The sequence below is a fragment of the Pseudomonas sp. FP215 genome (genome assembly GCF_030687795.1).
Lineage (GTDB): Bacteria > Pseudomonadota > Gammaproteobacteria > Pseudomonadales > Pseudomonadaceae > Aquipseudomonas > Aquipseudomonas salmasensis.
Genome location: NZ_CP117447.1, coordinates 5,557,313 through 5,583,806, shown reverse-complemented (window position 1 = coordinate 5,583,806; position 26,494 = coordinate 5,557,313). Strand labels below are relative to the sequence as shown.

At 59.8% G+C, this 26,494-nt stretch carries 24 protein-coding genes and 3 pseudogenes; 20 read left to right on the top strand and 7 right to left on the bottom strand.

Going from position 1 to position 26,494, the window contains the following annotated elements; all coding sequences use genetic code 11:
• The first annotated feature begins 87 nt into the window (after positions 1–87).
• Positions 88–1,263 carry a tetracycline efflux MFS transporter Tet(G) gene (gene tet(G) / locus PSH76_RS25330; protein WP_001257840.1) on the top strand — a complete coding sequence of 392 codons (1,176 nt, stop codon included), beginning with the start codon at positions 88–90 and terminating at the stop codon, positions 1,261–1,263.
• 20 nt (positions 1,264–1,283) lie between these two features.
• A complete protein-coding gene (locus PSH76_RS25325; protein WP_001253717.1) occupies positions 1,284–2,075 on the top strand; it encodes a LysR family transcriptional regulator in 792 nt (263 codons plus the stop codon).
• 91 nt (positions 2,076–2,166) lie between these two features.
• Here the strand turns inward: PSH76_RS25325 and PSH76_RS25320 are convergent, their stop codons facing one another.
• From PSH76_RS25320 to intI1, 3 genes and pseudogenes are all read right to left on the bottom strand, one after another.
• Entirely contained in the window at positions 2,167–3,651 is a 1,485-nt protein-coding gene (locus tag PSH76_RS25320; protein WP_022742855.1) for an IS91 family transposase, read from the bottom strand.
• Positions 3,652–3,925: 274 nt separating this feature from the next.
• Positions 3,926–4,276: pseudogene (locus tag PSH76_RS25315) on the bottom strand (TCP-1/cpn60 chaperonin family protein); the annotation flags it as partial.
• Between the two features lie 3 nt (positions 4,277–4,279).
• Positions 4,280–4,579: pseudogene (gene intI1, locus PSH76_RS25310) on the bottom strand (class 1 integron integrase IntI1); the annotation flags it as partial.
• Positions 4,580–4,680: 101 nt separating this feature from the next.
• On the opposite strand from intI1, the gene sul1 reads away from it, so the two are divergent.
• From sul1 to PSH76_RS25280, 4 genes are all read left to right on the top strand, one after another.
• Entirely contained in the window at positions 4,681–5,532 is an 852-nt protein-coding gene (gene sul1 / locus PSH76_RS25305; RefSeq protein WP_000946487.1) for a sulfonamide-resistant dihydropteroate synthase Sul1, read from the top strand.
• A 127-nt stretch (positions 5,533–5,659) separates the two neighbouring features.
• Positions 5,660–6,160 carry a GNAT family N-acetyltransferase gene (locus tag PSH76_RS25300; RefSeq protein WP_000376623.1) on the top strand — a complete coding sequence of 167 codons (501 nt, stop codon included), beginning with the start codon at positions 5,660–5,662 and terminating at the stop codon, positions 6,158–6,160.
• Between the two features lie 506 nt (positions 6,161–6,666).
• Complete coding sequence (locus PSH76_RS25290; RefSeq protein WP_001389365.1) at positions 6,667–7,431, top strand: IS6-like element IS6100 family transposase; 765 nt, start codon at positions 6,667–6,669, stop codon at positions 7,429–7,431.
• Positions 7,432–7,987: 556 nt separating this feature from the next.
• Positions 7,988–9,475: a SulP family inorganic anion transporter gene (locus tag PSH76_RS25280; RefSeq protein ID WP_003090759.1), complete on the top strand. Its 1,488-nt coding sequence runs from the start codon at positions 7,988–7,990 to the stop codon at positions 9,473–9,475.
• 62 nt (positions 9,476–9,537) lie between these two features.
• Here PSH76_RS25280 and PSH76_RS25275 read toward each other — a convergent pair whose 3' ends face one another.
• Positions 9,538–12,423, bottom strand: coding sequence for a Tn3 family transposase (locus PSH76_RS25275; RefSeq protein ID WP_010794533.1), 2,886 nt, complete (start codon positions 12,421–12,423; stop codon positions 9,538–9,540).
• 125 nt (positions 12,424–12,548) lie between these two features.
• On the opposite strand from PSH76_RS25275, the gene PSH76_RS25270 reads away from it, so the two are divergent.
• From PSH76_RS25270 to PSH76_RS25235, 8 genes and pseudogenes are all read left to right on the top strand, one after another.
• The gene (locus tag PSH76_RS25270; RefSeq protein ID WP_000904906.1) at positions 12,549–13,163 is read left to right on the top strand and encodes a recombinase family protein; all 615 of its coding nucleotides are present in this window, start codon (positions 12,549–12,551) and stop codon (positions 13,161–13,163) included.
• Between the two features lie 65 nt (positions 13,164–13,228).
• Entirely contained in the window at positions 13,229–14,032 is an 804-nt protein-coding gene (gene aph(3'')-Ib, locus PSH76_RS25265; protein ID WP_010794532.1) for an aminoglycoside O-phosphotransferase APH(3'')-Ib, read from the top strand.
• Positions 14,032–14,868, top strand: a complete 837-nt coding sequence (locus PSH76_RS25260; protein ID WP_000480968.1) for an aminoglycoside O-phosphotransferase APH(6)-Id — start codon at positions 14,032–14,034, stop codon at positions 14,866–14,868. Before aph(3'')-Ib ends, PSH76_RS25260 begins: the two co-directional genes overlap by 1 nt.
• Positions 14,869–14,976: 108 nt before the next feature.
• Positions 14,977–15,816, top strand: coding sequence for a universal stress protein (locus tag PSH76_RS25255; protein WP_026014172.1), 840 nt, complete (start codon positions 14,977–14,979; stop codon positions 15,814–15,816).
• Positions 15,816–16,175 (top strand): TraR/DksA family transcriptional regulator, encoded by a 360-nt coding sequence (locus tag PSH76_RS25250; RefSeq protein WP_003090764.1) that lies wholly within the window; start codon positions 15,816–15,818, stop codon positions 16,173–16,175. Before PSH76_RS25255 ends, PSH76_RS25250 begins: the two co-directional genes overlap by 1 nt.
• Before the next feature lie 45 nt (positions 16,176–16,220).
• Positions 16,221–17,183, top strand: a complete 963-nt coding sequence (locus tag PSH76_RS25245; RefSeq protein ID WP_010794530.1) for an SdiA-regulated domain-containing protein — start codon at positions 16,221–16,223, stop codon at positions 17,181–17,183.
• A gap of 82 nt (positions 17,184–17,265) precedes the next feature.
• Positions 17,266–18,360 (top strand): annotated as a pseudogene (locus PSH76_RS25240) (diguanylate cyclase domain-containing protein); the annotation flags it as partial.
• Positions 18,361–18,365: 5 nt separating this feature from the next.
• Entirely contained in the window at positions 18,366–18,854 is a 489-nt protein-coding gene (locus PSH76_RS25235; RefSeq protein ID WP_032895308.1) for an OmpA family protein, read from the top strand.
• A gap of 127 nt (positions 18,855–18,981) precedes the next feature.
• On the opposite strand, the gene PSH76_RS25230 is transcribed toward PSH76_RS25235, so the two are convergent.
• The gene (locus tag PSH76_RS25230) at positions 18,982–19,929 is read right to left on the bottom strand and encodes a LysR family transcriptional regulator (protein WP_305493094.1); all 948 of its coding nucleotides are present in this window, start codon (positions 19,927–19,929) and stop codon (positions 18,982–18,984) included.
• Positions 19,930–20,060: 131 nt separating this feature from the next.
• Between PSH76_RS25230 and PSH76_RS25225 the strand changes: the two genes are divergently transcribed.
• Both PSH76_RS25225 and mmsB read left to right on the top strand, forming a co-directional pair.
• A complete protein-coding gene (locus tag PSH76_RS25225; RefSeq protein WP_098950368.1) occupies positions 20,061–21,578 on the top strand; it encodes a CoA-acylating methylmalonate-semialdehyde dehydrogenase in 1,518 nt (505 codons plus the stop codon).
• Positions 21,579–21,593: 15 nt separating this feature from the next.
• Positions 21,594–22,481 (top strand): 3-hydroxyisobutyrate dehydrogenase, encoded by an 888-nt coding sequence (gene mmsB, locus PSH76_RS25220; protein ID WP_305493093.1) that lies wholly within the window; start codon positions 21,594–21,596, stop codon positions 22,479–22,481.
• 48 nt (positions 22,482–22,529) lie between these two features.
• Here the strand turns inward: mmsB and PSH76_RS25215 are convergent, their stop codons facing one another.
• Positions 22,530–23,240, bottom strand: a complete 711-nt coding sequence (locus tag PSH76_RS25215; RefSeq protein ID WP_098950369.1) for a Sir2 family NAD-dependent protein deacetylase — start codon at positions 23,238–23,240, stop codon at positions 22,530–22,532.
• A 151-nt stretch (positions 23,241–23,391) separates the two neighbouring features.
• On the opposite strand from PSH76_RS25215, the gene PSH76_RS25210 reads away from it, so the two are divergent.
• Both PSH76_RS25210 and PSH76_RS25205 read left to right on the top strand, forming a co-directional pair.
• The gene (locus tag PSH76_RS25210) at positions 23,392–23,928 is read left to right on the top strand and encodes a hypothetical protein (RefSeq protein WP_032895313.1); all 537 of its coding nucleotides are present in this window, start codon (positions 23,392–23,394) and stop codon (positions 23,926–23,928) included.
• Between the two features lie 41 nt (positions 23,929–23,969).
• Positions 23,970–24,137 (top strand): hypothetical protein, encoded by a 168-nt coding sequence (locus PSH76_RS25205; protein ID WP_305493092.1) that lies wholly within the window; start codon positions 23,970–23,972, stop codon positions 24,135–24,137.
• Positions 24,138–24,202: 65 nt separating this feature from the next.
• On the opposite strand, the gene PSH76_RS25200 is transcribed toward PSH76_RS25205, so the two are convergent.
• On the bottom strand, positions 24,203–24,547 hold the full coding sequence (locus PSH76_RS25200; RefSeq protein WP_003194115.1) for a cupin domain-containing protein: 345 nt from the start codon (positions 24,545–24,547) through the stop codon (positions 24,203–24,205).
• Between the two features lie 365 nt (positions 24,548–24,912).
• Here PSH76_RS25200 and kynB point away from each other — a divergent pair, with 365 nt between their 5' ends.
• On the top strand, positions 24,913–25,563 hold the full coding sequence (gene kynB / locus PSH76_RS25195; RefSeq protein WP_034133668.1) for an arylformamidase: 651 nt from the start codon (positions 24,913–24,915) through the stop codon (positions 25,561–25,563).
• Positions 25,560–26,432 (top strand): tryptophan 2,3-dioxygenase, encoded by an 873-nt coding sequence (kynA, locus tag PSH76_RS25190; protein WP_305493091.1) that lies wholly within the window; start codon positions 25,560–25,562, stop codon positions 26,430–26,432. The genes kynB and kynA overlap by 4 nt, the downstream gene beginning before the upstream one ends.
• The last annotated feature ends 62 nt before the right edge of the window (positions 26,433–26,494 follow it).

Below are 26,494 nucleotides of genomic sequence, written 5' to 3'. Positions count from 1 at the left end.
GTGCTTGACAATTTATCACCGATAAGTTATATGTCCATCTCCTTATCGTTGATAAAGTCGCTCCATTGAGCGGCGCTGGAGTTTCAGGTGCGCAGCTCTGCCATCATTGCCCTGCTGATCGTGGGTCTTGACGCCATGGGTCTCGGCCTCATCATGCCCGTCCTTCCGACGCTTCTGCGTGAGCTTGTGCCAGCAGAGCAGGTCGCTGGACACTATGGTGCCTTGCTGTCGCTCTATGCATTGATGCAGGTCGTCTTCGCGCCCATGCTTGGACAGCTTTCGGATTCTTACGGTCGGCGTCCGGTACTTCTGGCTTCTCTTGCAGGAGCCGCAGTCGATTACACGATTATGGCATCAGCGCCGGTCTTATGGGTGCTCTATATCGGCCGACTCGTGTCCGGCGTCACGGGCGCAACCGGAGCTGTAGCAGCCTCAACCATTGCCGATTCGACGGGGGAAGGTTCTCGCGCACGCTGGTTCGGCTACATGGGGGCCTGTTATGGGGCGGGCATGATTGCCGGGCCAGCACTTGGTGGCATGCTCGGTGGTATCTCTGCTCATGCCCCGTTTATCGCCGCCGCCCTTCTCAACGGGTTCGCGTTCCTGCTTGCCTGCATTTTCCTCAAGGAGACTCATCACAGCCATGGCGGGACCGGAAAGCCGGTTCGCATCAAACCATTCGTTCTGTTACGGCTGGATGATGCATTGCGCGGGCTAGGTGCGCTTTTCGCAGTTTTCTTCATTATTCAACTGATCGGCCAAGTGCCTGCAGCCCTATGGGTCATATATGGCGAGGACCGTTTTCAGTGGAACACCGCGACCGTTGGTTTGTCGCTCGCGGCGTTTGGGGCAACACATGCGATCTTCCAAGCGTTTGTTACCGGCCCGCTTTCAAGCCGGCTTGGAGAGCGGCGCACGCTGCTGTTTGGCATGGCTGCGGATGCGACTGGCTTCGTTCTTCTGGCTTTTGCCACGCAGGGATGGATGGTGTTCCCGATTCTGTTGCTGCTTGCCGCCGGGGGTGTTGGCATGCCGGCCTTGCAGGCAATGCTCTCAAACAATGTCAGCAGTAACAAGCAAGGGGCTTTGCAAGGAACGCTAACGAGCCTCACCAATCTAAGCTCTATCGCAGGACCGCTTGGCTTCACAGCACTCTATTCTGCCACCGCCGGGGCATGGAACGGTTGGGTTTGGATTGTCGGCGCGATCCTCTATTTAATATGTCTGCCAATACTACGCAGACCATTCGCAACTTCATTGTGATTTAGTCATGGCGATTTGGCATGCGTAGACTTAGGAGAAATGACGGATTAAATCTGTTGAGCAATCATCTCCTTTCGGGGCGAGTGCCAATGATGACCTTAGTTCACACTCTCGCTGTCGCCGAATATCTCAACTTCCGTCACGCCGCCAACGCGCTCGGCGTTGCACAGTCCAGCGTCAGCGCCCGCGTGAAGGCACTGGAAGAAGACCTCGGCATCCTCTTGTTCGAGCGTCATGCGCGCGGCGTTCGGCTGACCGAGGCCGGACGCCATTTCGTCGAGCGGATAGCCGTAGGTATTGACCAACTCGACCATGCGGTGAAAACCGCCGGCATGGCGGCAGCCGGAGAAAGCGGCCGGCTTCGTATCGGTATCCATGCCCTGATTCCGCATAGCTTCCTCGCAAAGCTGATCGGCCAATACCGCAAGGATTACCCCGATGTTGAAGTCGAGATCGCCGAAGGCCCGGCCCGTGAAGCGGTGGTGCAGCTTCGCGCCGGCAGGTTGGACGTGGCGTTCGTCGCGGGCACGCCCCAACCACCCGACTGCCATTCCCGTCGCACATGGACCGAACCGCTCTTGGCGGTGCTACCGGAACGGCATCCGCTCGCCAAGCGGTCAGCCGTCACATGGCCCGATTTGGCAGGCGAGACGTTCCTTGCGTATAGGAAGTTCAAACGCCCTTTTCGGGCAGTCTGCTGGGTAGGCGGCGGTCGCGCAAGCCCCGTTTTGGGCACGGATCGGACGTCTGTGAGTGGGATTTCGGCATCGCGGGGCCACGCAGCGGCGTTGTCAGCAGCCATGCTTCGCTGATTCCCGACAGCGGGCCGAGCGCCGCCCTGCGGATCGTGGCCGCATCGGCTCGGATTCCGGTTTCGCCGTCGGCTGTGCAGCCGGCAGATCGTCACGCGGCTTGCACTGGCGGCGCGCGCGCTGCGGGCCTGTAGTGCGCTTCTTCCCGCGCGCCGTGCTTCTCGAAGTGGGCGAGGATGGCGCGGATGGCGGTGGGTTCCTCGATGCTGGCGACGATCCGCACGGTGCCACCGCAGTGGACGCAGGCGGTGACGTCGATGGAAAAGACCCGCTTGAGCCGTTGCGCCCAGCTCATCGCACGGCGCTTCTCCTCGGGGCTGCGCGGCGCGTCGTGGGCGCTGACGTCCACTGGCGCCGCATCGCCCGCAGGCCGCTTGCCGCGCCCCGAGGGCGTCAGCTGCGCACGCAGGTTTGCATTCGGGGCGAATACGCCGTGGAAGCGGGTGAGATGCGCGCGAGGTGGCGGGACCAGCGCCGCCAGCTTGGCGATGAAATCCACCGGATCCCATTCCACATGCGTGGTGCCATTGCGCCACGGGGTCTTGAGCTGGTAACGCACCCTGCCCTGGAGCGCTATCGACAGCCGCTTCTCGCTGATCGCCGGGCGCGTGATGTAGCGGCACAGCTTTTCCAGCTTGTGGCTTTCGTGTGCTTCGGCCGCCACGCCGGCATGCAGTGAGAAGCCGCCGACCTTGCCGGCTTCGCCCTCCAGCGAACCGGCGTCACCGGGCAGCGTTTGCAGCGTGACGACCTTGCAGCCAGCGTCGCGGCCGGTGGCGATGCGGTAGGTGATCGAACTCATCCGCAGCCCATCCATGCTGTCGTCGCCTGCAGCGCTGTCTGCCAGGAAGGCCGATTCGCCCTCCCCTTCGAGCCAGCCTTTGCGCGTCAGGTGCCGACACACCCGGTGCGCGATGGTAGCTGCCAGCTGGGTCAACTGCGCGGTGGTGGGCGCACGGGCGCGGTGCAGGCGCAGTTCGCGCCGCGGCAGCTCGGTGGCTTCCACGTACACGCCGTCGAGCCACAGCATGTGGAAGTGGATGTTCAGGTTCAGCGCGCTGCCGAAACGCTGGATCAGCGTCACCGCGCCGCACTGGGCGCTGGCGCGGTCGATGCCGGCTTGATCGGCCAACCAGCCGGCGATCACGCGCTGCACGATGCCCAGCACCGGGCCAATGGCTTCTGGCTTGCTGGCGAACAGGAAACGCAAGGGGTACGGAAAGCTCAGCACCCATTGCCGCACAGGCCGCGGGCCGAACACCTCCTCGACCAGGTGCCGCGCACTCTCGGCCATGCGTCGCGCGCCGCAACTCGGGCAGAACCCGCGCTTCTTGCAGGAGAAGGCCACCAGCCTCTCTGCACGGCAGTGCTCGCACACCACCCGCAGGAAGCCGTGCTCGAGTACGCCGCAACGCAGGTAGGCATCGAACGCCTCGCGGACATACCCGGGCAGCGAGCGGCCCTCCGCTTCGATCCGTGCAATGAAGTCCGGGTAGTGCGCCTCTACCAACGCGTACAGCAGCGTGCGCTCGGGCGCGTGGCGCGCGTACCGCGAACCGGTGTGGGCGGACGGCAGTGGCGCGCATCCCGCGGCTTGCCGCCGGGATGTGGCGAGGCGCGGCACGCAGCGCTCCGGTGCGGGGACGGCTGCTCAGTGTTGCGCCTGTGTTCGCACGTTCGTATCGGTGCGTTCTGATCTTCGCGTCAGACATTGCCGCGGCGCGGGCACAACAAAAAGCCCGGCATCGCTGCCGGGCTCCGGCCCCGTCCTTGGGGCCTTGATGTCGGGTCGTTGCCGGGATCGGACCGCGCTGGCGCGGTCCGGTTCCCTGACGACCGGGCCAACCGGATCAGAAATCCATGCCGCCCATGCCGCCCATACCGCCAGCACCCGGCATGGCCGGCTCTTCCTTCTTCGGCACTTCGGCCACGACCACTTCGGTCGTGATCGCAAGGCCGGCGACGGAAGCGGCGTGCTGCAGGGCCGAGCGGGTCACCTTGGTCGGGTCCAGGATGCCCATGGCGATCATGTCGCCGAACTCGCCGGTGGCGGCGTTGTAGCCGTAGCTGCCTTCGCCGGCCTTGACGTTGGCCACGATCACGCTCGGTTCTTCACCGGCGTTGGCCACGATGGCGCGCAGCGGGGCTTCCAGCGCACGGCGGGTGATGGCGATGCCCAGGTTCTGGTCTTCGTTGATGCCCTGCCAGGGCAGATCCGTGCACAGCACCTTGCCGTAGAAGAACAGCAAGGCCGCCAATGCCTGACGATGCGTGGAGACCGAAACCTTGCGCTCGTTCGCCAGCCAGGACAGAAATGCCTCGACTTCGCTGCTGCCCAAGGTTGCCGGGTGACGCACACCGTGGAAACGGATGAAGGCACGAACCCAGTGGACATAAGCCTGTTCGGTTGGTAAGCTGTAATGCAAGTAGCGTATGCGCTCACGCAACTGGTCCAGAACCTTGACCGAACGCAGCGGTGGTAACGGCGCAGTGGCGGTTTTCATGGCTTGTTATGACTGTTTTTTTGTACAGTCTATGCCTCGGGCATCCAAGCAGCAAGCGCGTTACGCCGTGGGTCGATGTTTGATGTTATGGAGCAGCAACGATGTTACGCAGCAGGGTGACGGTGTTCGGCATTCTGAATCTCACCGAGGACTCCTTCTTCGATGAGAGCCGGCGGCTAGACCCCGCCGGCGCTGTCACCGCGGCGATCGAAATGCTGCGAGTCGGATCAGACGTCGTGGATGTCGGACCGGCCGCCAGCCATCCGGACGCGAGGCCTGTATCGCCGGCCGATGAGATCAGACGTATTGCGCCGCTCTTAGACGCCCTGTCCGATCAGATGCACCGTGTTTCAATCGACAGCTTCCAACCGGAAACCCAGCGCTATGCGCTCAAGCGCGGCGTGGGCTACCTGAACGATATCCAAGGATTTCCTGACCCTGCGCTCTATCCCGATATTGCTGAGGCGGACTGCAGGCTGGTGGTTATGCACTCAGCGCAGCGGGATGGCATCGCCACCCGCACCGGTCACCTTCGACCCGAAGACGCGCTCGACGAGATTGTGCGGTTCTTCGAGGCGCGGGTTTCCGCCTTGCGACGGAGCGGGGTCGCTGCCGACCGGCTCATCCTCGATCCGGGGATGGGATTTTTCTTGAGCCCCGCACCGGAAACATCGCTGCACGTGCTGTCGAACCTTCAAAAGCTGAAGTCGGCGTTGGGGCTTCCGCTATTGGTCTCGGTGTCGCGGAAATCCTTCTTGGGCGCCACCGTTGGCCTTCCTGTAAAGGATCTGGGTCCAGCGAGCCTTGCGGCGGAACTTCACGCGATCGGCAATGGCGCTGACTACGTCCGCACCCACGCGCCTGGAGATCTGCGAAGCGCAATCACCTTCTCGGAAACCCTCGCGAAATTTCGCAGTCGCGACGCCAGAGACCGAGGGTTAGATCATGCCTAGCATTCACCTTCCGGCCGCCCGCTAGCGGACCCTGGTCAGGTTCCGCGAAGGTGGGCGCAGACATGCTGGGCTCGTCAGGATCAAACTGCACTATGAGGCGGCGGTTCATACCGCGCCAGGGGAGCGAATGGACAGCGAGGAGCCTCCGAACGTTCGGGTCGCCTGCTCGGGTGATATCGACGAGGTTGTGCGGCTGATGCACGACGCTGCGGCGTGGATGTCCGCCAAGGGAACGCCCGCCTGGGACGTCGCGCGGATCGACCGGACATTCGCGGAGACCTTCGTCCTGAGATCCGAGCTCCTAGTCGCGAGTTGCAGCGACGGCATCGTCGGCTGTTGCACCTTGTCGGCCGAGGATCCCGAGTTCTGGCCCGACGCCCTCAAGGGGGAGGCCGCATATCTGCACAAGCTCGCGGTGCGACGGACACATGCGGGCCGGGGTGTCAGCTCCGCGCTGATCGAGGCTTGCCGCCATGCCGCGCGAACGCAGGGGTGCGCCAAGCTGCGGCTCGACTGCCACCCGAACCTGCGTGGCCTATACGAGCGGCTCGGATTCACCCACGTCGACACTTTCAATCCCGGCTGGGATCCAACCTTCATCGCAGAACGCCTAGAACTCGAAATCTAACGTCCGTTCGGGCATCGAGGTCCATGTCGGGGTGGGACGGGCCCGTGGCTTCAAGATCACTTGCAGTCCGACCGCGATGTCTTGGTTGCGCGAGAGGTTGTCGATATCCTCCACTTCCATCATCAACCCTGGATAATGCCGCCGCCGTCATCGCCGCCGACGCCCGTGCCGGGCTTTTCGGGCCTGTCAGGCTTGCTCGGCCTTCAGCCTGCCTGGGCGAGATCTCCGGCGGACGGATTAACGGCGGAGCTTCGCCGCCTTTCGTGCGTGTGAAGGCCGAAGATAGTTCTCTCAAAAACATCCGTTTATGAGAGATACCAAATGTCATTTTCAGAAGACGACTGCACCAGTTGATTGGGCGTAATGGCTGTTGTGCAGCCAGCTCCTGACAGTTCAATATCAGAAGTGATCTGCACCAATCTCGACTATGCTCAATACTCGTGTGGGCTCTGTTGCAAAAATCGTGAAGCTTGAGCATGCTTGGCGGAGATTGGACGGACGGAACGATGACGGATTTCAAGTGGCGCCATTTCCAGGGTGATGTGATCCTGTGGGCGGTGCGCTGGTATTGTCGCTATCCGATCAGCTATCGCGACCTTGAGGAAATGCTGGCGGAACGCGGCATTTCGGTCGACCATACGACGATCTATCGCTGGGTCCAGTGCTACGCCCCGGAGATGGAGAAGCGGCTGCGCTGGTTCTGGCGGCGTGGCTTTGATCCGAGCTGGCGCCTGGATGAAACCTACGTCAAGGTGCGGGGCAAGTGGACCTACCTGTACCGGGCAGTCGACAAGCGGGGCGACACGATCGATTTCTACCTGTCGCCGACCCGCAGCGCCAAGGCAGCGAAGCGGTTCCTGGGCAAGGCCCTGCGAGGCCTGAAGCACTGGGAAAAGCCTGCCACGCTCAATACCGACAAAGCGCCGAGCTATGGTGCAGCGATCACCGAATTGAAGCGCGAAGGAAAGCTGGACCGGGAGACGGCCCACCGGCAGGTGAAGTATCTCAATAACGTGATCGAGGCCGATCACGGAAAGCTCAAGATACTGATCAAGCCGGTGCGCGGTTTCAAATCGATCCCCACGGCCTATGCCACGATCAAGGGATTCGAAGTCATGCGAGCCCTGCGCAAAGGACAGGCTCGCCCCTGGTGCCTGCAGCCCGGCATCAGGGGCGAGGTGCGCCTTGTGGAGAGAGCTTTTGGCATTGGGCCCTCGGCGCTGACGGAGGCCATGGGCATGCTCAACCACCATTTCGCAGCAGCCGCCTGATCGGCGCAGAGCGACAGCCTACCTCTGACTGCCGCCAATCTTTGCAACAGAGCCTCCGTCGCCATGCTCACCTCGCTTTGGTGCACACGAGTATTGAGCATAGTCGAGATTGGTGCAGATCACTTCTGATATTGAACTGTCAGGAGCTGGCTGCACAACAGCCATTACGCCCAATCAACTGGTGCAGTCGTCTTCTGAAAATGACACAGTTAGGGTATAGCTCAGGCTGACATCCAAACAGGACGCCCTAGTCCGGGGGTGACTCGCAGAAATTGCCCTCTTCCTGTAGACTGTTGCGGCCATTGAGTTACTAAAGACACTCGATAAGACCTCATGCTTACCCTGCAAAACATGATCTGGCTGCCTACGCCGCCATAGCGCTTCGCCCCCCCGCATCATCTGTGACTGCTTGCTCTGCCAGCGGTCGCTTTCTGCTGTGCTTTAGGTTTTAACACCCGCCACAGCTCCTCTACATCCGACATTTGACCTCGTATCGACCAGCTGCACTTGGCCTGCGCCATGCTGTGCTGCGCGATCCATTGCCTTGGGAATTCTGATGCTCCACTCGTTAAAACAAACCTGGTTATCCAACATCCGTGGCGACATCCTCGCCGGTCTTGTGGTCGCACTGGCCCTAATCCCTGAAGCCATCGCCTTCTCGATCATTGCTGGCGTTGACCCTAAGGTCGGCCTTTACGCCTCTTTCTGTATCGCTGTGGTGATCGCCTTTGTCGGTGGCCGCCCAGGCATGATTTCGGCCGCAACGGGTGCCATGGCACTGCTGATGGTGACTCTGGTCAAGAACCATGGTCTTGAATATCTGCTGGCCGCCACGCTGCTATGTGGCGTGCTACAAATTGCTGCTGGCTACCTGAAGCTCGGATCGCTGATGCGCTTCGTCTCGCGCTCGGTGGTGACCGGTTTTGTCAATGCACTGGCGATCCTGATTTTCATGGCTCAGCTGCCCGAGCTGACTAATGTCACCTGGCACGTCTACGCCATGACAGCCGCAGGCCTCGGCATCATCTATCTGTTCCCCTATGTCCCCAAGATCGGCAAGCTCATCCCATCGCCGCTGGTGTGCATCATCGTGCTGACCGCCGTCGCCATGTCGGTTGGTCTGGATATCCGCACGGTCGGTGATATGGGTGAACTGCCGGATACGCTACCGATCTTCCTCTGGCCTGATGTGCCGCTGACATTCGAGACGCTGGCCATCATCTTTCCTTATTCGGCAGCACTGGCTGTGGTCGGTCTGTTGGAGTCGATGATGACCGCGACCATTGTCGACGACCTGACCGACACCCCGAGTGACAAGAACCGCGAGTGCAAGGGCCAGGGCGTGGCCAACATTGCTTCGGGTCTGATCGGCGGTATGGCTGGCTGCGCGATGATTGGTCAGTCGATCATTAACGTGAAATCCGGCGGTCGTTCTCGCCTGTCGTCTCTTGCCGCAGGCGTATTTCTGCTGCTGATGGTGGTTTTCCTCGGCGACTGGCTGAAGCAGATCCCAATGGCTGCGCTGGTGGCAGTGATGATCATGGTGTCCATCGGCACCTTCAGTTGGGATTCGCTGCGCAACCTGAAGAAGCATCCGTTGTCGACCAACATTGTCATGGTCGTCACCGTGGTGGTCGTGGTGGCCACCCACAACCTGGCCTTCGGCGTGTTAGCCGGCGTGCTACTGGCTGCGATGTTCTTCGCCAACAAGGTTGGCCATTACATGGCGATCAGTTCTTCGCTGGACGAAGCCGGCGAGCATCGTAGCTATAACGTCACCGGTCAGGTGTTCTTCAGCTCGGCTGACAAGTTCGTCGCAGCCTTCGACTTCAAGGAAGCCCTGAACAAGGTAACCATCGACCTGAATCGTGCACACTTCTGGGATATCACCGCTGTTGCAGCCCTGGACAAGGTAGTCATTAAGTTCCGCCGTGAAGGTACTGAAGTCGAAGTGCTGGGCTTAAACGAGGCCAGCGCCACTATCGTGGATCGCTTTGGTGTTCACGATAAACCTGACGCCATTGATCAACTCATGGGCCACTGAGAAGGAGAACAACAATGACCCACGTAATTGGGGTCGTTTGCGGGAGGGGGCGGAATCCTACGCTAAGGCTTTGGCCAGCGATATTCTCCGGTGAGATTGATGTGTTCCCATCCGAGCGGCGAAACATGGGCCAAGAGATCGGGCGATAGCAGCTTTCCATCGCGTTTCTGGTTTGCAACGACCTCGCCGAGCTTCATGGTGTTCCAGAAGATGATGATGGCGGCGAGCAGATTCATGCCGGCGATGCGGTAATGCTGGCCTTCGGCGGAACGGTCGCGGATTTCACCGCGGCGGTGGAAGCTGATTGCCCGCTTCAGCGCATGATGAGCTTCGCCTTTGTTGAGCCCGATCTGGGCACGCCGTTGGAGTTCGGCATCCAGAATCCAGTCGATCATGAACAGGGTGCGCTCGACGCGACCGACTTCCCGCAGGGCTGTCGCGAGCTCGTTCTGCCGCGGATAGGAGGCGAGTTTCCGCAGAATCTGGCTTGGCGCGACGGTCCCGGCAGCAATGGTGGCGGCGATGCGCAGGATGTCGGGCCAATTGCGCTCGATCATGGCTTGGTTGACCTTTCCGCCGATCAACGCTCGCAGGTGCGCCGGGGCGGCCGACGGATTGAACGCGTAGAGCCGTTTGGATGGCAGGTCGCGGATGCGCGGAGCGAACCGGTAGCCGAGAATGGCACATGCGGCAAAGACGTGATCGGTGAAGCCGCCCGTGTCGGTGAACTGCTCGCGGATATGGCGTCCAGCATCGTTCATCAGCAGGCCATCGAGGATGTAAGCCGCTTCGCTTGCCGTTGCAGGAATCACCTGGGTTGCGAACGGCGCATATTGGTCGGAGACGTGGCTATAGGCTTTCAGGCCCGGGGTATTGCCATATTTCGCGTTGACCAGGTTCATGGCCTCACCTTGCTCTGTAGCGACGAAGAACTGTCCGTCGCTCGAAGCCGACGTGCCCATGCCCCAGAACCGGGCCATGGGTAACGCTGCCTGTGCCTCGACCACCATGGCCAGCGCCCGGTCATAGGCTTCGCCCTCGACATGCCACCGTCCAATGCGGATCAATTCCCAGAAGGTGTGGGTGTTTGTCGCATCCGCCATTTTGCGCAAGCCGAGGTTGATCCCTTCCGCCAAGATAACGTTCATTAGCCCGATCCGGTCAGCGCAGGGTGCTCCTGTGCGCAGATGGGTGAACGCTTCGGTGAAGCCGGTCGCCGCATCCACCTCCAGCAGGAGATCGGTGATGCGCGTGGGCGGGATCTGCTTGTAGAGATCGAGCACCAGATCTTCGGCGCCTGTCGGCGCGGCGGCTTCGAGTTTCTCGATATGCAGAACGCCGTTCTCAATCGACCCGCCCGGGATCGTGCCTGCGCGAGCGGCACGGCCAAGCTCGCGCAACCGCATGTCGAGGCGAGCTTGCCGGTCTGCCAGCCATTCCTCCGGCCGCAATGGCACAGCGAGACGACCGCCTTCCGCGATGGCTTGTGCCGGAACGAGTGCGTGTTTCAGATCGCCATAGCGCCGGGACCTAGTAAGCCAGACATCTCCGGAGCGGAACGCATCGCGCAGATGGAACAGCACCGCGATCTCCCATAGGCGAGCGTCGCCAGCCCTCTGGGCCCGAAGGTGGCGATGCCATTTCGAGCTGGGCCGCAAGAAGCTGGTCATCGCGGCATCGTTCAAACCGGTACGAAGGACCGTCACCGCTTCCAGAAGCGGCAGTGCAACGGGCGCAGCTCGCAGATCGAGCAGGCGCAACATGCGTGGAGTGAATCGGCGGAAGCGGTGATAACCGTCGAGCACATGATTGAGCGGATCGTCGGCCATGGTGGCGGTCAGCCTGATTGCCATTGCAACAAGGGTTTTTAAGCCGTCCCACCCTGACCCACTCGCGATGACATCGCCCAGCGGCTGGCCATCATCCTGTGCATCGACCAGGGCGCCCCCGATCTCGGCGAAGGATTTCAGGGTGTCACGCACCACCCCCGCTTCGTCTGCGACCTTTGCATGGCAAATACGCTCCGAAGCACGGTAGAGACGGCCGACGATCCGGTCGTGGGTTTCGACCACTGCGTCGGCCAACATCGCCTGCCATTCCGAGACGCAAACAGCCAAGATCGCAAGCCGCCTGTCCTCCGGGAGATCGCGCATGCCGTCGGCATAATACCGTTCACCCTGCCTGCGCAGACGAGTCACCCGATGGGCAGGAACGCCGGCAAGCAGATCCTCGGGGAGATCGACGCGTTGCAGATATTCGAGCCGGTCGAGCAGCCGGTTGGCCGACGAAGAGTTCGAGCCAGGCTCGAACTGGCGCAGCCACACAAAACGGGTCACCCGATCATCAGCCGTCTCCTCGAGCAATGCCAGCAACTGTTCTCGGATCGGCATAGGCAGCCGACTGGCGATCCTCGTCTCGATGCGTCGCTCGGCATCGACGAGAGCCGCGGCACAAAGCCGCTCGATCGTGGATGTCGCGGGAAGGACAGTGCGGGTGCGTCGGCACTCGGCTACGAAGCGACGGGCGATATCCTCGTTCGACACCGCCATCTCGGCTTCTCGGAACAACCATTCCTTCAGCTCCCTCGCACCACGTCCGGAGAAGGTGCGGAAGCCGTAGAGCCCCCGTAACTCGGCAAGATGCTCGTGCCGTGTTTCCTCGCGGGCAGCATAGTCTACGAGATCGTCGGCACCCAGGCCAAGCTGCGCTCCGATAAATTCGATGACCTCTGCAGGGATCAGTTCGCCTGGAGCCAGCACCCGGCCGGGATAGCGCAGGACACACAATTGCAGGGCGAAGCCGAACCTGTTGTGAGCGCGCCGACGCAGCCTGATATGCCCAAGGTCTTCATCACTCAGCGTATAGTGCTTGAGCAAATCCGTCTGTGAAGTCGGCAAGCGCAACAGCGCGTCTTTCTGCCGATCGGTTAGAGTGACGCGACGCGGCATACATGTTCCTTTTTCAAAATCTGATAGCGTTCAAGACGCTTTATTTATGAAGCTGGTTGAGATACATTTCCAGAGGTCAATGCAATCGTGGCCGAAGCGCCGCCTCAAACCAACGTTTGTGATACATGCTGATCGGATATGCCCGCGTCTCCAAAGCCGATGGCTCGCAGTCTCTCGACCTGCAGCACGACGCCTTGCGCGCCGCAGGTGTCGAACGGGACAATATCTATGATGATCTTGCTTCCGGCGGTCGTGATGATCGCCCTGGCTTGACTGCCTGCCTCAAGTCATTGCGTGACGGCGATGTGCTGGTGGTCTGGAAGCTCGATCGCCTCGGACGATCGCTTGCCCATCTGGTCAACACGGTGAAGGAGCTGTCAGACCGCAAGATCGGCCTGCGGGTTCTGACTGGAAAGGGCGCTCAGATCGACACCACGACTGCGTCCGGTCGCATGGTGTTCGGAATCTTCGCCACCTTAGCCGAGTTCGAGCGGGATCTGATCCGAGAGCGCACCATGGCGGGTCTCGCCTCCGCGAGAGCGCGCGGTCGCAAGGGCGGACGAAAATTCGCGCTCACCAAAGCTCAGGTGCGTCTCGCGCAAGCCGCCATGGCCCAGCGCGATACTTCAGTTTCCGATCTCTGCAAGGAACTCGGCATCGAGCGCGTCACTCTCTACCGATATGTCGGTCCCAAAGGCGAGCTCAGAGACCATGGAAAGCATGTTCTCGGACTTACGTAGCAACTCGTTTCTTTTCGCAGGTTGAGCCACCTCCGCGCTTCATCAGAAAACTGAAGGAACCTCCATTGAATCGAACTAATATTTTTTTTGGTGAATCGCATTCTGACTGGTTGCCTGTCAGAGGCGGAGAATCTGGTGATTTTGTTTTTCGACGTGGTGACGGGCATGCCTTCGCGAAAATCGCACCTGCTTCCCGCCGCGGTGAGCTCGCTGGAGAGCGTGACCGCCTCATTTGGCTCAAAGGTCGAGGTGTGGCTTGCCCCGAGGTGATCAACTGGCAGGAGGAACAGGAGGGTGCATGCTTGGTGATAACGGCAATTCCGGGAGTACCGGCGGCTGATCTGTCTGGAGCGGATTTGCTCAAAGCGTGGCCGTCAATGGGGCAGCAACTTGGCGCTGTTCACAGCCTATTGGTTGATCAATGTCCGTTTGAGCGCAGGCTGTCGCGAATGTTCGGACGCGCCGTTGATGTGGTGTCCCGCAATGCCGTCAATCCCGACTTCTTACCGGACGAGGACAAGAGTACGCCGCAGCTCGATCTTTTGGCTCGTGTCGAACGAGAGCTACCGGTGCGGCTCGACCAAGAGCGCACCGATATGGTTGTTTGCCATGGTGATCCCTGCATGCCGAACTTCATGGTGGACCCTAAAACTCTTCAATGCACGGGTCTGATCGACCTTGGGCGGCTCGGAACAGCAGATCGCTATGCCGATTTGGCACTCATGATTGCTAACGCCGAAGAGAACTGGGCAGCGCCAGATGAAGCAGAGCGCGCCTTCGCTGTCCTATTCAATGTATTGGGGATCGAAGCCCCCGACCGCGAACGCCTTGCCTTCTATCTGCGATTGGACCCTCTGACTTGGGGTTGATGTTCATGCCGCCTGTTTTTCCTGCTCATTGGCACGTTTCGCAACCTGTTCTCATTGCGGACACCTTTTCCAGCCTCGTTTGGAAAGTTTCATTGCCAGACGGGACTCCTGCAATCGTCAAGGGATTGAAACCTATAGAAGACATTGCTGATGAACTGCGCGGGGCCGACTATCTGGTATGGCGCAATGGGAGGGGAGCAGTCCGGTTGCTCGGTCGTGAGAACAATCTGATGTTGCTCGAATATGCCGGGGAGCGAATGCTCTCTCACATCGTTGCCGAGCACGGCGACTACCAGGCGACCGAAATTGCAGCGGAACTAATGGCGAAGCTGTATGCCGCATCTGAGGAACCCCTGCCTTCTGCCCTTCTCCCGATCCGGGATCGCTTTGCAGCTTTGTTTCAGCGGGCGCGCGATGATCAAAACGCAGGTTGTCAAACTGACTACGTCCACGCGGCGATTATAGCCGATCAAATGATGAGCAATGCCTCGGAACTGCGTGGGCTACATGGCGATCTGCATCATGAAAACATCATGTTCTCCAGTCGCGGCTGGCTGGTGATAGATCCCGTCGGTCTGGTCGGTGAAGTGGGCTTTGGCGCCGCCAATATGTTCTACGATCCGGCTGACAGAGACGACCTTTGTCTCGATCCCAGACGCATTGCACAGATGGCGGACGCATTCTCTCGTGCGCTGGACGTCGATCCGCGTCGCCTGCTCGACCAGGCGTACGCTTATGGGTGCCTTTCCGCAGCTTGGAACGCGGATGGAGAAGAGGAGCAACGCGATCTAGCTATCGCGGCCGCGATCAAGCAGGTGCGACAGACGTCATACTAGATATCAAGCGACTTCTCCTATCCCCTCGGAACACATCAATCTTACCGGAGAATATCGTTGGCCAAAGCCTTAGCGTAGGATTTCGCCCTCTCCCGCAAACGACCCCTAATTGCCTGTATCGACGGTTCCACCTCGGCTCCAGCTGTTTGCGACTACGCGGCCTGGGCCAGTCTGAGCCTGGAAGCGCCGCTGACCTTCCTGCATGTGCTGGATCAGCGCCAGTATCCGGTTGCAGCAGATTTGAGTGGCAACATTGGCCTTGGCAGCCGCGAGCACCTGCTTGATGAGCTTGCTTCCCTGGATGAACAGCGCGGCAAGTTGGCCCTTGAACAAGGGCGAATCATGCTTGCAGCCGCGAAAGAACGGGCCGTGAATGATGGTGTGCGCGCACCGGAGTCCAAGCAGCGACATGGCGATTTACTGGAGAGCTTGCAAGAGCTGCAAAGTGAAACGCGCTTGCTGGTTATCGGTCGCCAGGGCGAGTCTAGTGGCGGTCTGAGTCAGCATGTCGGAAGCCAGCTGGAAAGCGTTATTCGTATCATGCACCGGCCAATCCTGGTCACCCCGGCCAACTTCCAAAAGCCCAAGAGCGCGATGCTGGCATTCGATGGCGGCGCTACAACCCGCAAGGGTGTGGAGATGCTGGCAGCCAGCCCGCTGCTGAAGGGGCTGCCGATCCATCTGGTCATGGTTGGGCCCGTGAACGACGAAGCGTCCGCGCAGCTGGACTGGGCGCAGAAAGTGCTGATCAACGCCGGATTTACCGTTCGCGCTGAGACTCGGAGCGGTGAAATAGAACGTACCCTGCACGCCTATCAGAAAGAGCATGGCATCGATCTGCTAGTGATGGGGGCTTATGGACACTCACGTATCCGGCAGTTCCTGGTCGGCAGCACCACTACCAGCATGCTCCGTACCACCACCAGTCCGCTGTTACTGCTGCGCTAATGAGCCTGGACGACGCCCTCGATCTTGCCCATTTCAAGACCCTACTGGAACAGCGGGCTGCCGAGCTGGATCGATTGCTGGGAGACGCTGAGTCTCGCTCGCAATCGGTAGAGCTGGATCAAAGCAAGGTGGGGCGTCTATCGAGAATGGACGCACTCCAGCAACAAGCGATGAACGATGCGATCCGCAGTCGTGCACGGCATGAACGTGTCCGTCTCCAACTGGCCCTCAAGCGCTGGCACGAGGGCGACTATGGCTGGTGTAACCAATGCGGCGAGTTGATCGCCTCGGGCCGTCTGGAGTTCGATCCGGCCACGCCGTTGTGTATCACCTGTGCCAGCCGCGCCGAGTCGGGTTGAAACCATCACGGCTCGTGGCGTCAGTCTGATTTAACGAGGCTTCTAATGTATTTGATGGCTAAAAACTGGCTGGGCCGAACACGGAAAGTAAGTGTTTGGATGTGGGCGCTTGTATGCCTTGTGTTGCTCACCGTATTCCAAGTACGTACTCATCACCTTGATGATCGTCTGTACTTTTGGATCAAGACCCACTGGCACACAGACGATTGGCAGGAGCGCTCTGTGTGGCTGCCTGGCTATCGGGTTGAGCTGGATGCTAAGGCGGTTCCCGGTGTGGACAACAACCTTTCGGGCCTGACCTTCGATCCTGACCTAAATCTGCTGTGGGCGGTTACCAATGGCCCGAACGAGCTGCTGGCCCTCAGTCGTGACGGTGACGTGGAGCGACGTTACAGCCTGGATGGCTTCCACGACGTGGAAGCGGTGTCCTATGCCGGCAACGGTCAACTGGTCATTGCCGAAGAGCGGCGGCAGAGCCTGGTTATCGTGGATATCCCCATCGACGAATACGGTAAGCTTTCTCCTGATCGACCATTGAGCCTAGACCAGTATTCAGCGCTAACCTTGGCGCTTGGCAAGGAGGACAACAAAGGCCTTGAAGGGCTCGCCTACGACCTAAAAGGTGATCGTTTGTTTGTGACCAAGGAGCGTGACCCCCGGCAATTACTGGAAGTGAGCGGCCTTCGTGCCAGCCTGGAAGGAGGCGTTTCCCTGCACGTCCGCGACATGTCCAACCTAGTAAAAGACAAGGTGTTTGCCACTGACTTGTCTTCGGTTGTATTCGATCAACAGAGCGGCCATCTGATCCTGCTCAGCGACGAGTCGAAACTGCTGATTGAAATGACCGACGAGGGCAAGGTGGTGAGTTTCCGCTCCTTGGCGAGGGGGTTTGCTGGTTTGCTGAAAGGTATACCCCAAGCCGAAGGCGTAACCATCGACGATGAAGGGTATTTGTACGTGGTCAGCGAGCCGAACTTGTTCTATCGCTTTACCCGCGAGACAGATTGACCAGTCAACAAGCTACAGTCAGGCGTGGCCGGGACGCTTGAACTGTTAGCGTACGATTTTTTCCGAATTCTGCGGGCTCCCCAACTACACCGTGGAAGCGGCCGTGGTGTTCAACGACAGTTCGGCGGCCACCGAAGCCTTGAGCCTGATCGCCTCCACCGAAGAGGTTGCCCAGGCCGAAGTCTTCGACGATGAAGGCAAACTGCTGGCGCAATGGGTGCGGCCGAACACTGGCATGTTGTCGCAGGTTGAGCTTCAGCTGGCGCGTGCCTTGCTCGAGCAGCCCATCAACCAACCGATTCTCCATCAAGGGCAAACGGTCGGGAGTATCCACCTGACTGGGCATGGCGGTAGCCTGCTGCGCTTCTTGCTCAGTGGCCTGGCGGGGATTCTGATTTGCACCGCCCTGAGTGCATGGGTGGCCTTGCACTTGTCGCGACGCCTGCTGGACGGTATTACCGGGCCGCTGCAAAGCCTCGCCACCGTGGCCCATGCCGCTCGCAGCGAGCGTGACTTTGACCGCCGTGTGCCCCCGGCAGAGATCGCCGAACTCGACAGCCTGGGCAGCGACTTCAATGCCCTGCTCGGCGAGATGGGTGCCTGGCAGACTCACCTGCAAAGCGAAAACGAAACCCTGGCCCACCAGGCCAGCCACGACAGCCTCACCGGCCTGCCCAACCGCGCGTTCTTCGAAGGCCGGCTGATCCGCGCCTTGCGCAGCGCGGCCAAGGTCAACGAGCGGGTGGCGGTGCTGTTCCTCGACAGCGACCGCTTCAAAGACATCAACGACCGCTTTGGCCATGCCGCCGGCGACGCCGTGCTGGTGGCCGTTGCCGACCGCGTGCGGGCGCAACTGCGCGAAGACGATCTTGTGGCGCGCCTGGGTGGTGATGAATTCGCGGTATTGCTGGCGCCCCTGCACAAGGCCGAAGACGCGCAGCGCATCGCCGACAAAATCATTGCCAGCATGGACATGCCGATTCCACTGCCTGGAGACACCCAGGTGTTGACCTCCCTCAGTATCGGCATTGCGATTTATCCCGAGCATGGCGCCACACCCGGCACCTTGCTCAACGCCGCCGACGCGGCGATGTACCAGGCCAAACGACTGTCCTCGGGCGGCCAGCAAACGGCGGAGTCGGAGCACTCCGTCGCCAACGTTCAACACAGGAGTTGATTCCCTTGTTCGCTAACACACGCGTTTTATTTATTTCTTTGCTCGTGGCCTTCCTGGCCCTCAGCGGCTGCCAGACGCCACCCAAAGGCCTGACCCCGGCGCAAGTCGCCGTGCTCAAGCAACAAGGTTTCGAGCTGACCGATGAAGGCTGGGCCTTCGGCCTGTCCGGCAAAGTGCTGTTTGGCAGCGACGTCGAAACCCTCAACAAGCCCAGCACCGACATCGTCGAACGCATCGGTAGCGCCCTGGTTGGCGCCGGCATCGAGCGCGTGCGCGTTGACGGCCACACCGACGCCTCCGGCAAAGAGCCCTACAACGTGGCCCTGTCCCTGCGCCGCGCCAAAAGCGTGGGCAAGGTGCTGACCCGCGTGGGCATGAAAGAAGAAAACATCCAACTGCGCGGCCTGGGCAGCAGCGAGCCGGTGGCGTCGAACACGACCCCAGCAGGCCGCACCGAGAACCGCCGGGTGTCGATTGTAGTGATCGCAGACTAAGTGGTTTCACCTTCCCCCAGCTGAAATGCGTTCAAAATGTGGGAGCTGGCTTGCCTGCGATGGCGGTTGATCTGTAGATATAGCTTCTGCTGATACACCGCTATCGCAGGCAAGCCAGCTCCCACATTTAGTCTGCAAACCGCATTTCCCTCGTCTCTCCCATCAACAACCCTCGGTTCTGCTCTGTTACCTCTCGAATGTAATCCCACAACAACGTAATCCGCTTCAACTTCCTCAAATCCTCCCGGCAATACATCCAGAACTGCCGCGTAATCGTAATCTGCTCTCCCAGCACCGGCAGCAAGCGCGGGTCCTGCGCGGCCAGGAAGCACGGCAATATCGCCATCGACCGGCCTTGCTGGGCCGCCACGTACTGGGCGATCACGCTGGTACTGCGCAGGCTGGCGCTGGCGCCGGGCACCACATTGGCCAGGTACAGCAACTCCGAGCTGAAGGCCAGATCATCCACATAGCTGATAAACGGATGCTCGGCCAAATCCGCAGGTTTGCCGATCGGCGGGTGTTGGTCGAGGTAGTCCTGGGTGGCGTAGAGCTGCAATGTGTAGTCGCACAGTTTGCAGCACACATACGGCCCGTGTTCCGGGCGTTCCAGGGCGATGACGATGTCGGCTTCGCGCTTGGACAGGCTGATGAAGTGGGGCAGGGGCAGGATGTCCACCGAGATCGCAGGATAAGTGTCGACGAAATGGCTCAGTTGCGGGGTGACGAAAAAGCTGCCGAAACCTTCGGTGCAGCCCATGCGTACGTGGCCCGACAGCGCCACGCCGGAGCCGGACACCTGTTCGCAGGCCATGTGCAGCGTGCTTTCGATGGATTCGGCGTAACCCAGCAACCGCTGGCCTTCGCTGGTGAGCACGAAGCCGTTGGTCCGGGATTTTTCGAACAGCAGCGTACCGAGGGACACTTCCAGAGAGCTGATGCGCCGCGACACGGTGGTGTAGTCCACCGCCAGGCGCTTGGCGGCGACGCTGGCCTTGCGGGTGCGGGCCACTTCGAGGAAAAACTTCAGGTCGTCCCAGTTCAGGGCGCCCAGGGAGGTGATGTTTTTTTGCATATTGGACCGGCTTTTATGTGCGTTCTTATTAGAGATTTGCACATCTATACTCCAAAAACAGTCCGAACGCCTCATTCTTCAAGGCGATTCACGCGCCTTGTCTCTGTATAAATATAAGAGTTGGAGACCACATGAACGCATCTGCCGATATTTCCGTGCAACCGGTCAAGTTGCTGATCAATGGCGAGTGGGTCGAGTCCAAGACCACCGAGTGGCAAGACATCGTCAACCCCGCCACCCAGCAAGTGCTGGCCAAAGTCCCGTTTGCCACGGCCGATGAAGTCAACGCGGCCATCGACGCTGCCCATCAAGCGTTCCAGACCTGGAAACTCACGCCGATCGGCGCACGCATGCGCATCATGCTCAAGCTGCAAGCCTTGATCCGCGAACATTCCAAGCGTATCGCCGTGGTCCTTAGCGCCGAGCAGGGCAAGACCATTGCCGATGCCGAGGGCGATATTTTCCGTGGCCTGGAAGTGGTGGAGCACGCCTGTTCCATCGGCACCCTGCAAATGGGTGAGTTCGCCGAGAACGTGGCCGGCGGCGTGGATACCTACACCCTGCGCCAGCCTATCGGCGTGTGCGCCGGCATTACCCCGTTCAACTTCCCGGCGATGATTCCGCTGTGGATGTTTCCGATGGCGATTGCCTGCGGTAACACCTTCGTCCTCAAACCTTCCGAGCAAGACCCGCTGTCGACCATGCTGCTGGTAGAGCTGGCGCTGGAAGCCGGTGTACCGGCCGGCGTGCTCAACGTGGTGCATGGCGGCAAGAACGTGGTGGATGCGCTGTGCACTCACAAAGACATCAAGGCGGTGTCCTTCGTCGGTTCGACGGCTGTGGGCACCCATGTCTACGACCTGGCCGGCAAACACGGCAAGCGCGTGCAATCGATGATGGGCGCCAAGAACCATGCAGTGGTGCTGCCGGATGCTAACCGAGAACACACCCTCAACGCCCTGGTCGGTGCCGGTTTCGGCGCGGCGGGCCAGCGTTGCATGGCCACCTCGGTGGTGGTGCTGGTGGGCGCGGCCAAGCAGTGGCTGCCAGACCTCAAGGCCCTGGCACAAAAGCTCAAGGTCAACGCCGGCAGCGAAGCGGGCACGGATGTCGGCCCGGTGATCTCCAAACGCGCCAAGGCACGTATCCTGGAACTGATCGAAAGCGGCGTGAAACAAGGCGCCAAGCTGGAACTGGACGGCCGCGACATCAAAGTGCCGGGCTTTGAGCAAGGCAACTTTGTCGGCCCCACCCTGTTCTCGGGCGTGACCACCGACATGCGCATCTACACCGAAGAAATCTTCGGCCCGGTACTGGTGGTGCTGGAAGTCGATACCCTCGATGAAGCCATTGCTCTGGTCAACGCCAACCCGTTCGGCAACGGCACGGGCCTGTTCACCCAGAGCGGTGCGGCGGCGCGTAAATTCCAGAGCGAAATCGATGTGGGCCAGGTCGGCATCAACATCCCGATTCCGGTGCCAGTGCCATTCTTCAGCTTCACTGGCTCGCGCGGTTCCAAGCTCGGCGACCTCGGCCCGTACGGCAAGCAAGTGGTGCAGTTCTACACCCAGACCAAAACCGTCACCAGCCGCTGGTTCGACGACAACACGGTCAACGATGGCGTCAACACCACCATCAACCTGCGCTGAACCTGGGAGACGACCATGAAGATTGCATTTATCGGCCTGGGCAACATGGGCGCGCCCATGGCCCGCAACCTGATCAAGGCTGGCCACGCGCTGAACCTGTTCGACCTGAACCAGGCCGTACTCAAGGAACTCGCCGAACTGGGCGGCACCATCAGCAGCTCACCGCGTGACGCCGCCCAAGGCGCCGAACTGGTGATTACCATGCTGCCGGCCGCCGCCCATGTACGCAGCGTGTGGCTCAAGGAAGACGGCGTGCTCGCCGGCATCGGCAAAGGCGTGCCGGCGGTGGACTGCAGCACCATCGACCCGCAAACCATCCGTGATGTAGCGGCTGCGGCAGCCAAACAAGGCGTGGCAGTGGCCGATGCGCCGGTGTCCGGTGGCACCGGCGGTGCCCAGGCCGGGACGCTGACCTTCATGGTCGGCGCCAACCCGGAACTGTTCGCCACCCTGCAACCGGTGCTGGCGCAGATGGGCCGCAACATCGTGCACTGTGGTGATGTCGGCACTGGGCAAATCGCCAAGATCTGCAACAACCTGCTGCTGGGTATCAGCATGGTCGGCGTCAGTGAGGCCATGGCCCTGGGCGATGCCTTGGGCATCGACACTCAAGTGTTGGCGGGCATTATCAACAGCTCCACCGGGCGTTGCTGGAGCTCCGACACCTACAATCCTTGGCCAGGCGTGATTGAGACCGCGCCATCATCGCGTGGTTATACCGGTGGTTTTGGTGCCGATCTGATGCTCAAGGACCTGGGCTTGGCCACCGAAGCTGCACGCCAGGCACACCAACCGGTGATCCTCGGCGCGGTGGCCCAGCAGTTGTACCAGTCGATGAGCCAGCGCGGGGAGGGGGGCAAGGACTTCTCGGCGATCATCAACAGCTATCGCAAGCCCAAATAGAACGCCTTTTTCCTGGGGCCAGCAGAGGGTTGGCTCCTGGTTTTATACTTAGCGTGCCTTCTGGCCGTTGAGCCAGCATCCGACGACGTAAGGCACCAGGCTTGTTGCTTTTCCTCGCATGAACGCATAGCCGTAAGGCTTGCGCGAAATCTCCAGCGCAATCAGGACCTTCTCCGCCGTGTGTCTGGCTTTGGTAACTAAGCCAGCGGCCGGCTGAGTGGTCAGTGATGTTCCCACGACCAGCACTTTCTTCGCACTTTTGAAAAGCAGCTGTGCTTTCTCGATATTTGGTACGTTTTCGCCATACCAGACGATATGGGGACGTAATTGGCTGCCTTTTTCGCAGAGGTCGCCCAGAAGGATCGGGGACTCGTCAATCTTATAGATCAATTGTTCATCGACGGTGCTTTGCGCCAAGTTGATTTGGCCATGCAAATGTAGAACGCACTTAGAGCCTGCACGCTCATGCAGATCGTCGACGTTTTGAGTAATGACTACAACATCAAATCGGGACTCTAACGCAGCGATGGCGAGGTGCGCGGCATTGGGCTGTGAGTTACAGGCCTTCATCCTCAATTCGTTATAGAACGCTAGAACCTCTTGAGGATGCCTATGCCATGCCGTCGGGGTGGCTACGTCTTCAATACGATGATTCATCCACAGGCCAGTTTGGTCGTTAAACGTGTCCAGGCCACTTTCGGCACTGATGCCGGAGCCGGTGAAGATGACGATCTTTGTTTTCTCGTGTTCATCGATCATCGGAGGGACCAGTGTTCATGGCGAATACGCCTGAAAGATCTTGAATTCATCGTTGGCCCAAGGCTACACCCGATCTTGCTAACGTTTCCTCCTTTTCGCTGCTAGGGCTACCTCGTGATCATTCCACTGTACCCGTAAAAATCAGGTCTTTATGGCACGTCGATACTCAAGCTCCCTTAAATATCTGGTCTTCCAATCTCAAGCGAGAAAGTCTGCGCTGGCGTCATTTTCCGAGCTATGGGCTTCATCGGGCCATCAGTTGCTCGATGCTTCAAAAGTGCGTTTCGACGTTATTGACGGGCGAGCGGTTGACGCTTTTTATCTTTGGGGAGGCGACGCCCAATTTCCCTGGGAGGATGTTCCTGCTTGGAAGGCGTTGGACGCCCGAGGGTTTGATCTGTCGATTTGGCACGACCAGCAATTGTGTGGCCTGTGTTATGCGACGCCTCGTAACAGTAAAGTCACGATCAAGATAGTGCTACTCGAAGGGAGCTCAGATAGCGAGCATCCCTTGAAGGGCTTGATTGCTGCGCTTGCACTAGGCGCTATCGATTCATACGCACGAATTATTGGCTGTTCTCGTATCGAAATTCAGGAGCCACGTCCTGACGTCGTACCGACATACGAGCGACTTGGGTTCAGCTATGACGAAAGTCAGCGCCTTGTGATTTCAGTTGAGCACACCTAGTATGGGGCGCATGTACAAGGCTTGGACAGAGGCTTGGTTTAATGAAAGCGACTAACCAGAAAGATGCGCAATGGGTCGAGATGTTTTGCGCCGAGGCTAAAAAGCTTGGCGGATCTACGTCGGCCAATCAGAAACGATTTTTCAACGCAGCTGTTGAGCACGGCAAGGACATGGAGCCAGCAGGCCCCTTGGCTGGCCAGTGCCGCTAAGCCGCACTATAAAAAACCGCCGTTAAGGGCGGTTTTTTTGTTTGTGAGCATGTCTGATCGCTAACTCATGCAAACACAAAATACTTACGCACCGTCTCGACCACTTCCCACGTTCCTTTCATCCCCGGTTCCACCACAAAGATATCCCCAGCCCGCAGATGGATCGGCGCCATGCCTTCAGGCGTGATCACGCAGTAACCTTCCTGGAAATGGCAATATTCCCACTTCACGTATTCCACGTACCACTTGCCCGGTGTGCAGATCCAAGTGCCCATGATCTTGCTGCCGTCTTCGCTGGTGTAGGCGTTGAGGTTGACAGTGTGCGGGTCGCCTTCGAGCTTTTCCCATTTGCAGGCATCCAGGACCGGCAGTGGGTGGGTGTCGCGCAGTACGGTGATGGGCTTGGACATGATGACTCCGAGGCAAGGTAAGAAGATTCGAACCCTATAGCGTCGCAGCCAAGGCGGGTGGTCTGGACTCGACATCGGTATGCCCAGAAGCGCAGCAGAATGCGATCCCCGGGGCAGAGTGCAAATCCATGTGGGAGCGGGCTTGCTCGCGAAAGCGGTGTGACAGTCAAACAAATTATTGACTGACACACCGCTTTCGCGAGCAAGCCCGCTCCCACAGGGGGCATCAAATGAAATTTCCCAGCGTGAATAAATCAATTCCTCGCAGTAACTGCGAAAGATTTCCGATGTCGCGCCAGAATTCGCAAGAAAATTCAGAGCTGGCCCTCGTATCATTCACCTCAGTACCCCGTGAGAGCCTTGCAATGAACCCAATAAAAACGTGGTGGGATATCAGCCCGCCCTTGAGCACGGCCACCCCGACCTGGCCGGGTGATACGCCGTTTCAGGAAGAGCGCGTGTGGCAGTTCGGCCCGGAGTGCCCGGTGAATGTGGGGCGCGTGACGCTGTCGCCGCACACGGGCGCCCATGTGGATGCGCCGCTGCATTACAGCGCAGACGGTGCGCCGATTGGCGAGGTGTCGCTGGACGTGTACATGGGCCCTTGCCGAGTGTTGCATTGCCTGGGCAGCGGCGCGTTGGTTGAGCCCCATCAGTTGCAAGGGCGTGTGGATAACGTGCCCGAGCGTGTGCTGCTGCGTACTTATCCACAAGCGCCGCTCACTGAATGGGATTCGAATTTCACCGCCATCGCCCCACAGACCATTGAGCTGCTGGCCAGCCTGGGGGTGCGCCTGATCGGTATCGATACGCCGTCCCTGGACCCGCAACAGTCCAAGACCATGGATTCCCACAACGCCGTGGCTCGTCATGGTATGGCGATCCTCGAAGGCATCGTGCTCGATGACGTACCGGAGGGCGACTATGAATTGATCGCGCTGCCGCTGCGCTTCGCCAACCTGGACGCGAGCCCTGTGCGCGCCATTCTCCGCCCGCTCAAGGAGCCCACGCGATGAGCCAATGTCCTTTCTCACCAGACTATAAGCCTGCCGATAACCAGCCCACGGAAGAATGGCATAACGCCGAATTGAATTTCTCCGAGTCCATGAGCTATGGCGACTATCTGGACCTGGGCAAAGTCCTCAGTGCCCAGCACCCGCTGTCGCCGGACCACAACGAAATGCTCTTCATCATCCAGCACCAGACCTCGGAGCTGTGGATGAAGCTGATGCTCCACGAACTCAAGGCCGCCCGCGAACACGTGCGCCTGGGTGAGCTGCCGCCGGCGTTCAAGATGCTGGCGCGGGTGTCGCGCATCTTTGATCAACTGGTGCACGCCTGGGCGGTGCTGGCCACCATGACACCCTCGGAATACAAGGCAATTCGCCCGTTCCTGGGACAGTCGTCGGGGTTTCAGTCGTTCCAGTACCGCGAGATCGAATTCATCCTCGGCAACAAAAGCCCGGCGCTGCTGCGGCCCCATGCCCATCGCCCGGAATTGCTGCAGCAATTGCAGGTGGCGATTGCCACGCCGTCGCTGTATGACGAAGCGGTGAACCTGATGGTCAAGGCGGGGCTGGCGATTGATCCCAAGCGCGCCGAGCGCGACCCGACCGCCGCCACGGTGCACGATGAATCGGTGGAAGCGGCCTGGCGCGAGGTGTATCGCGACCCGAGCCGTTACTGGGATTTGTACCAGTTGGCCGAGAAGTTTATCGACCTGGAAGATTCGTTCCGCCAGTGGCGCTTCCGGCATGTCACCACGGTGGAGCGCATCATCGGCTTCCAGCCGGGTACGGGCGGTACGGAAGGCGTGGGGTATTTGCGCAAGATGCTCGACACGGTGTTGTTCCCCGAACTTTGGCGAGTACGCTCCACGCTCTAAACAAAAAGCCCCGGATTACCGGGGCTTTTTTCTAGGTGAAATACAGTCAACTGTGGGAGCAG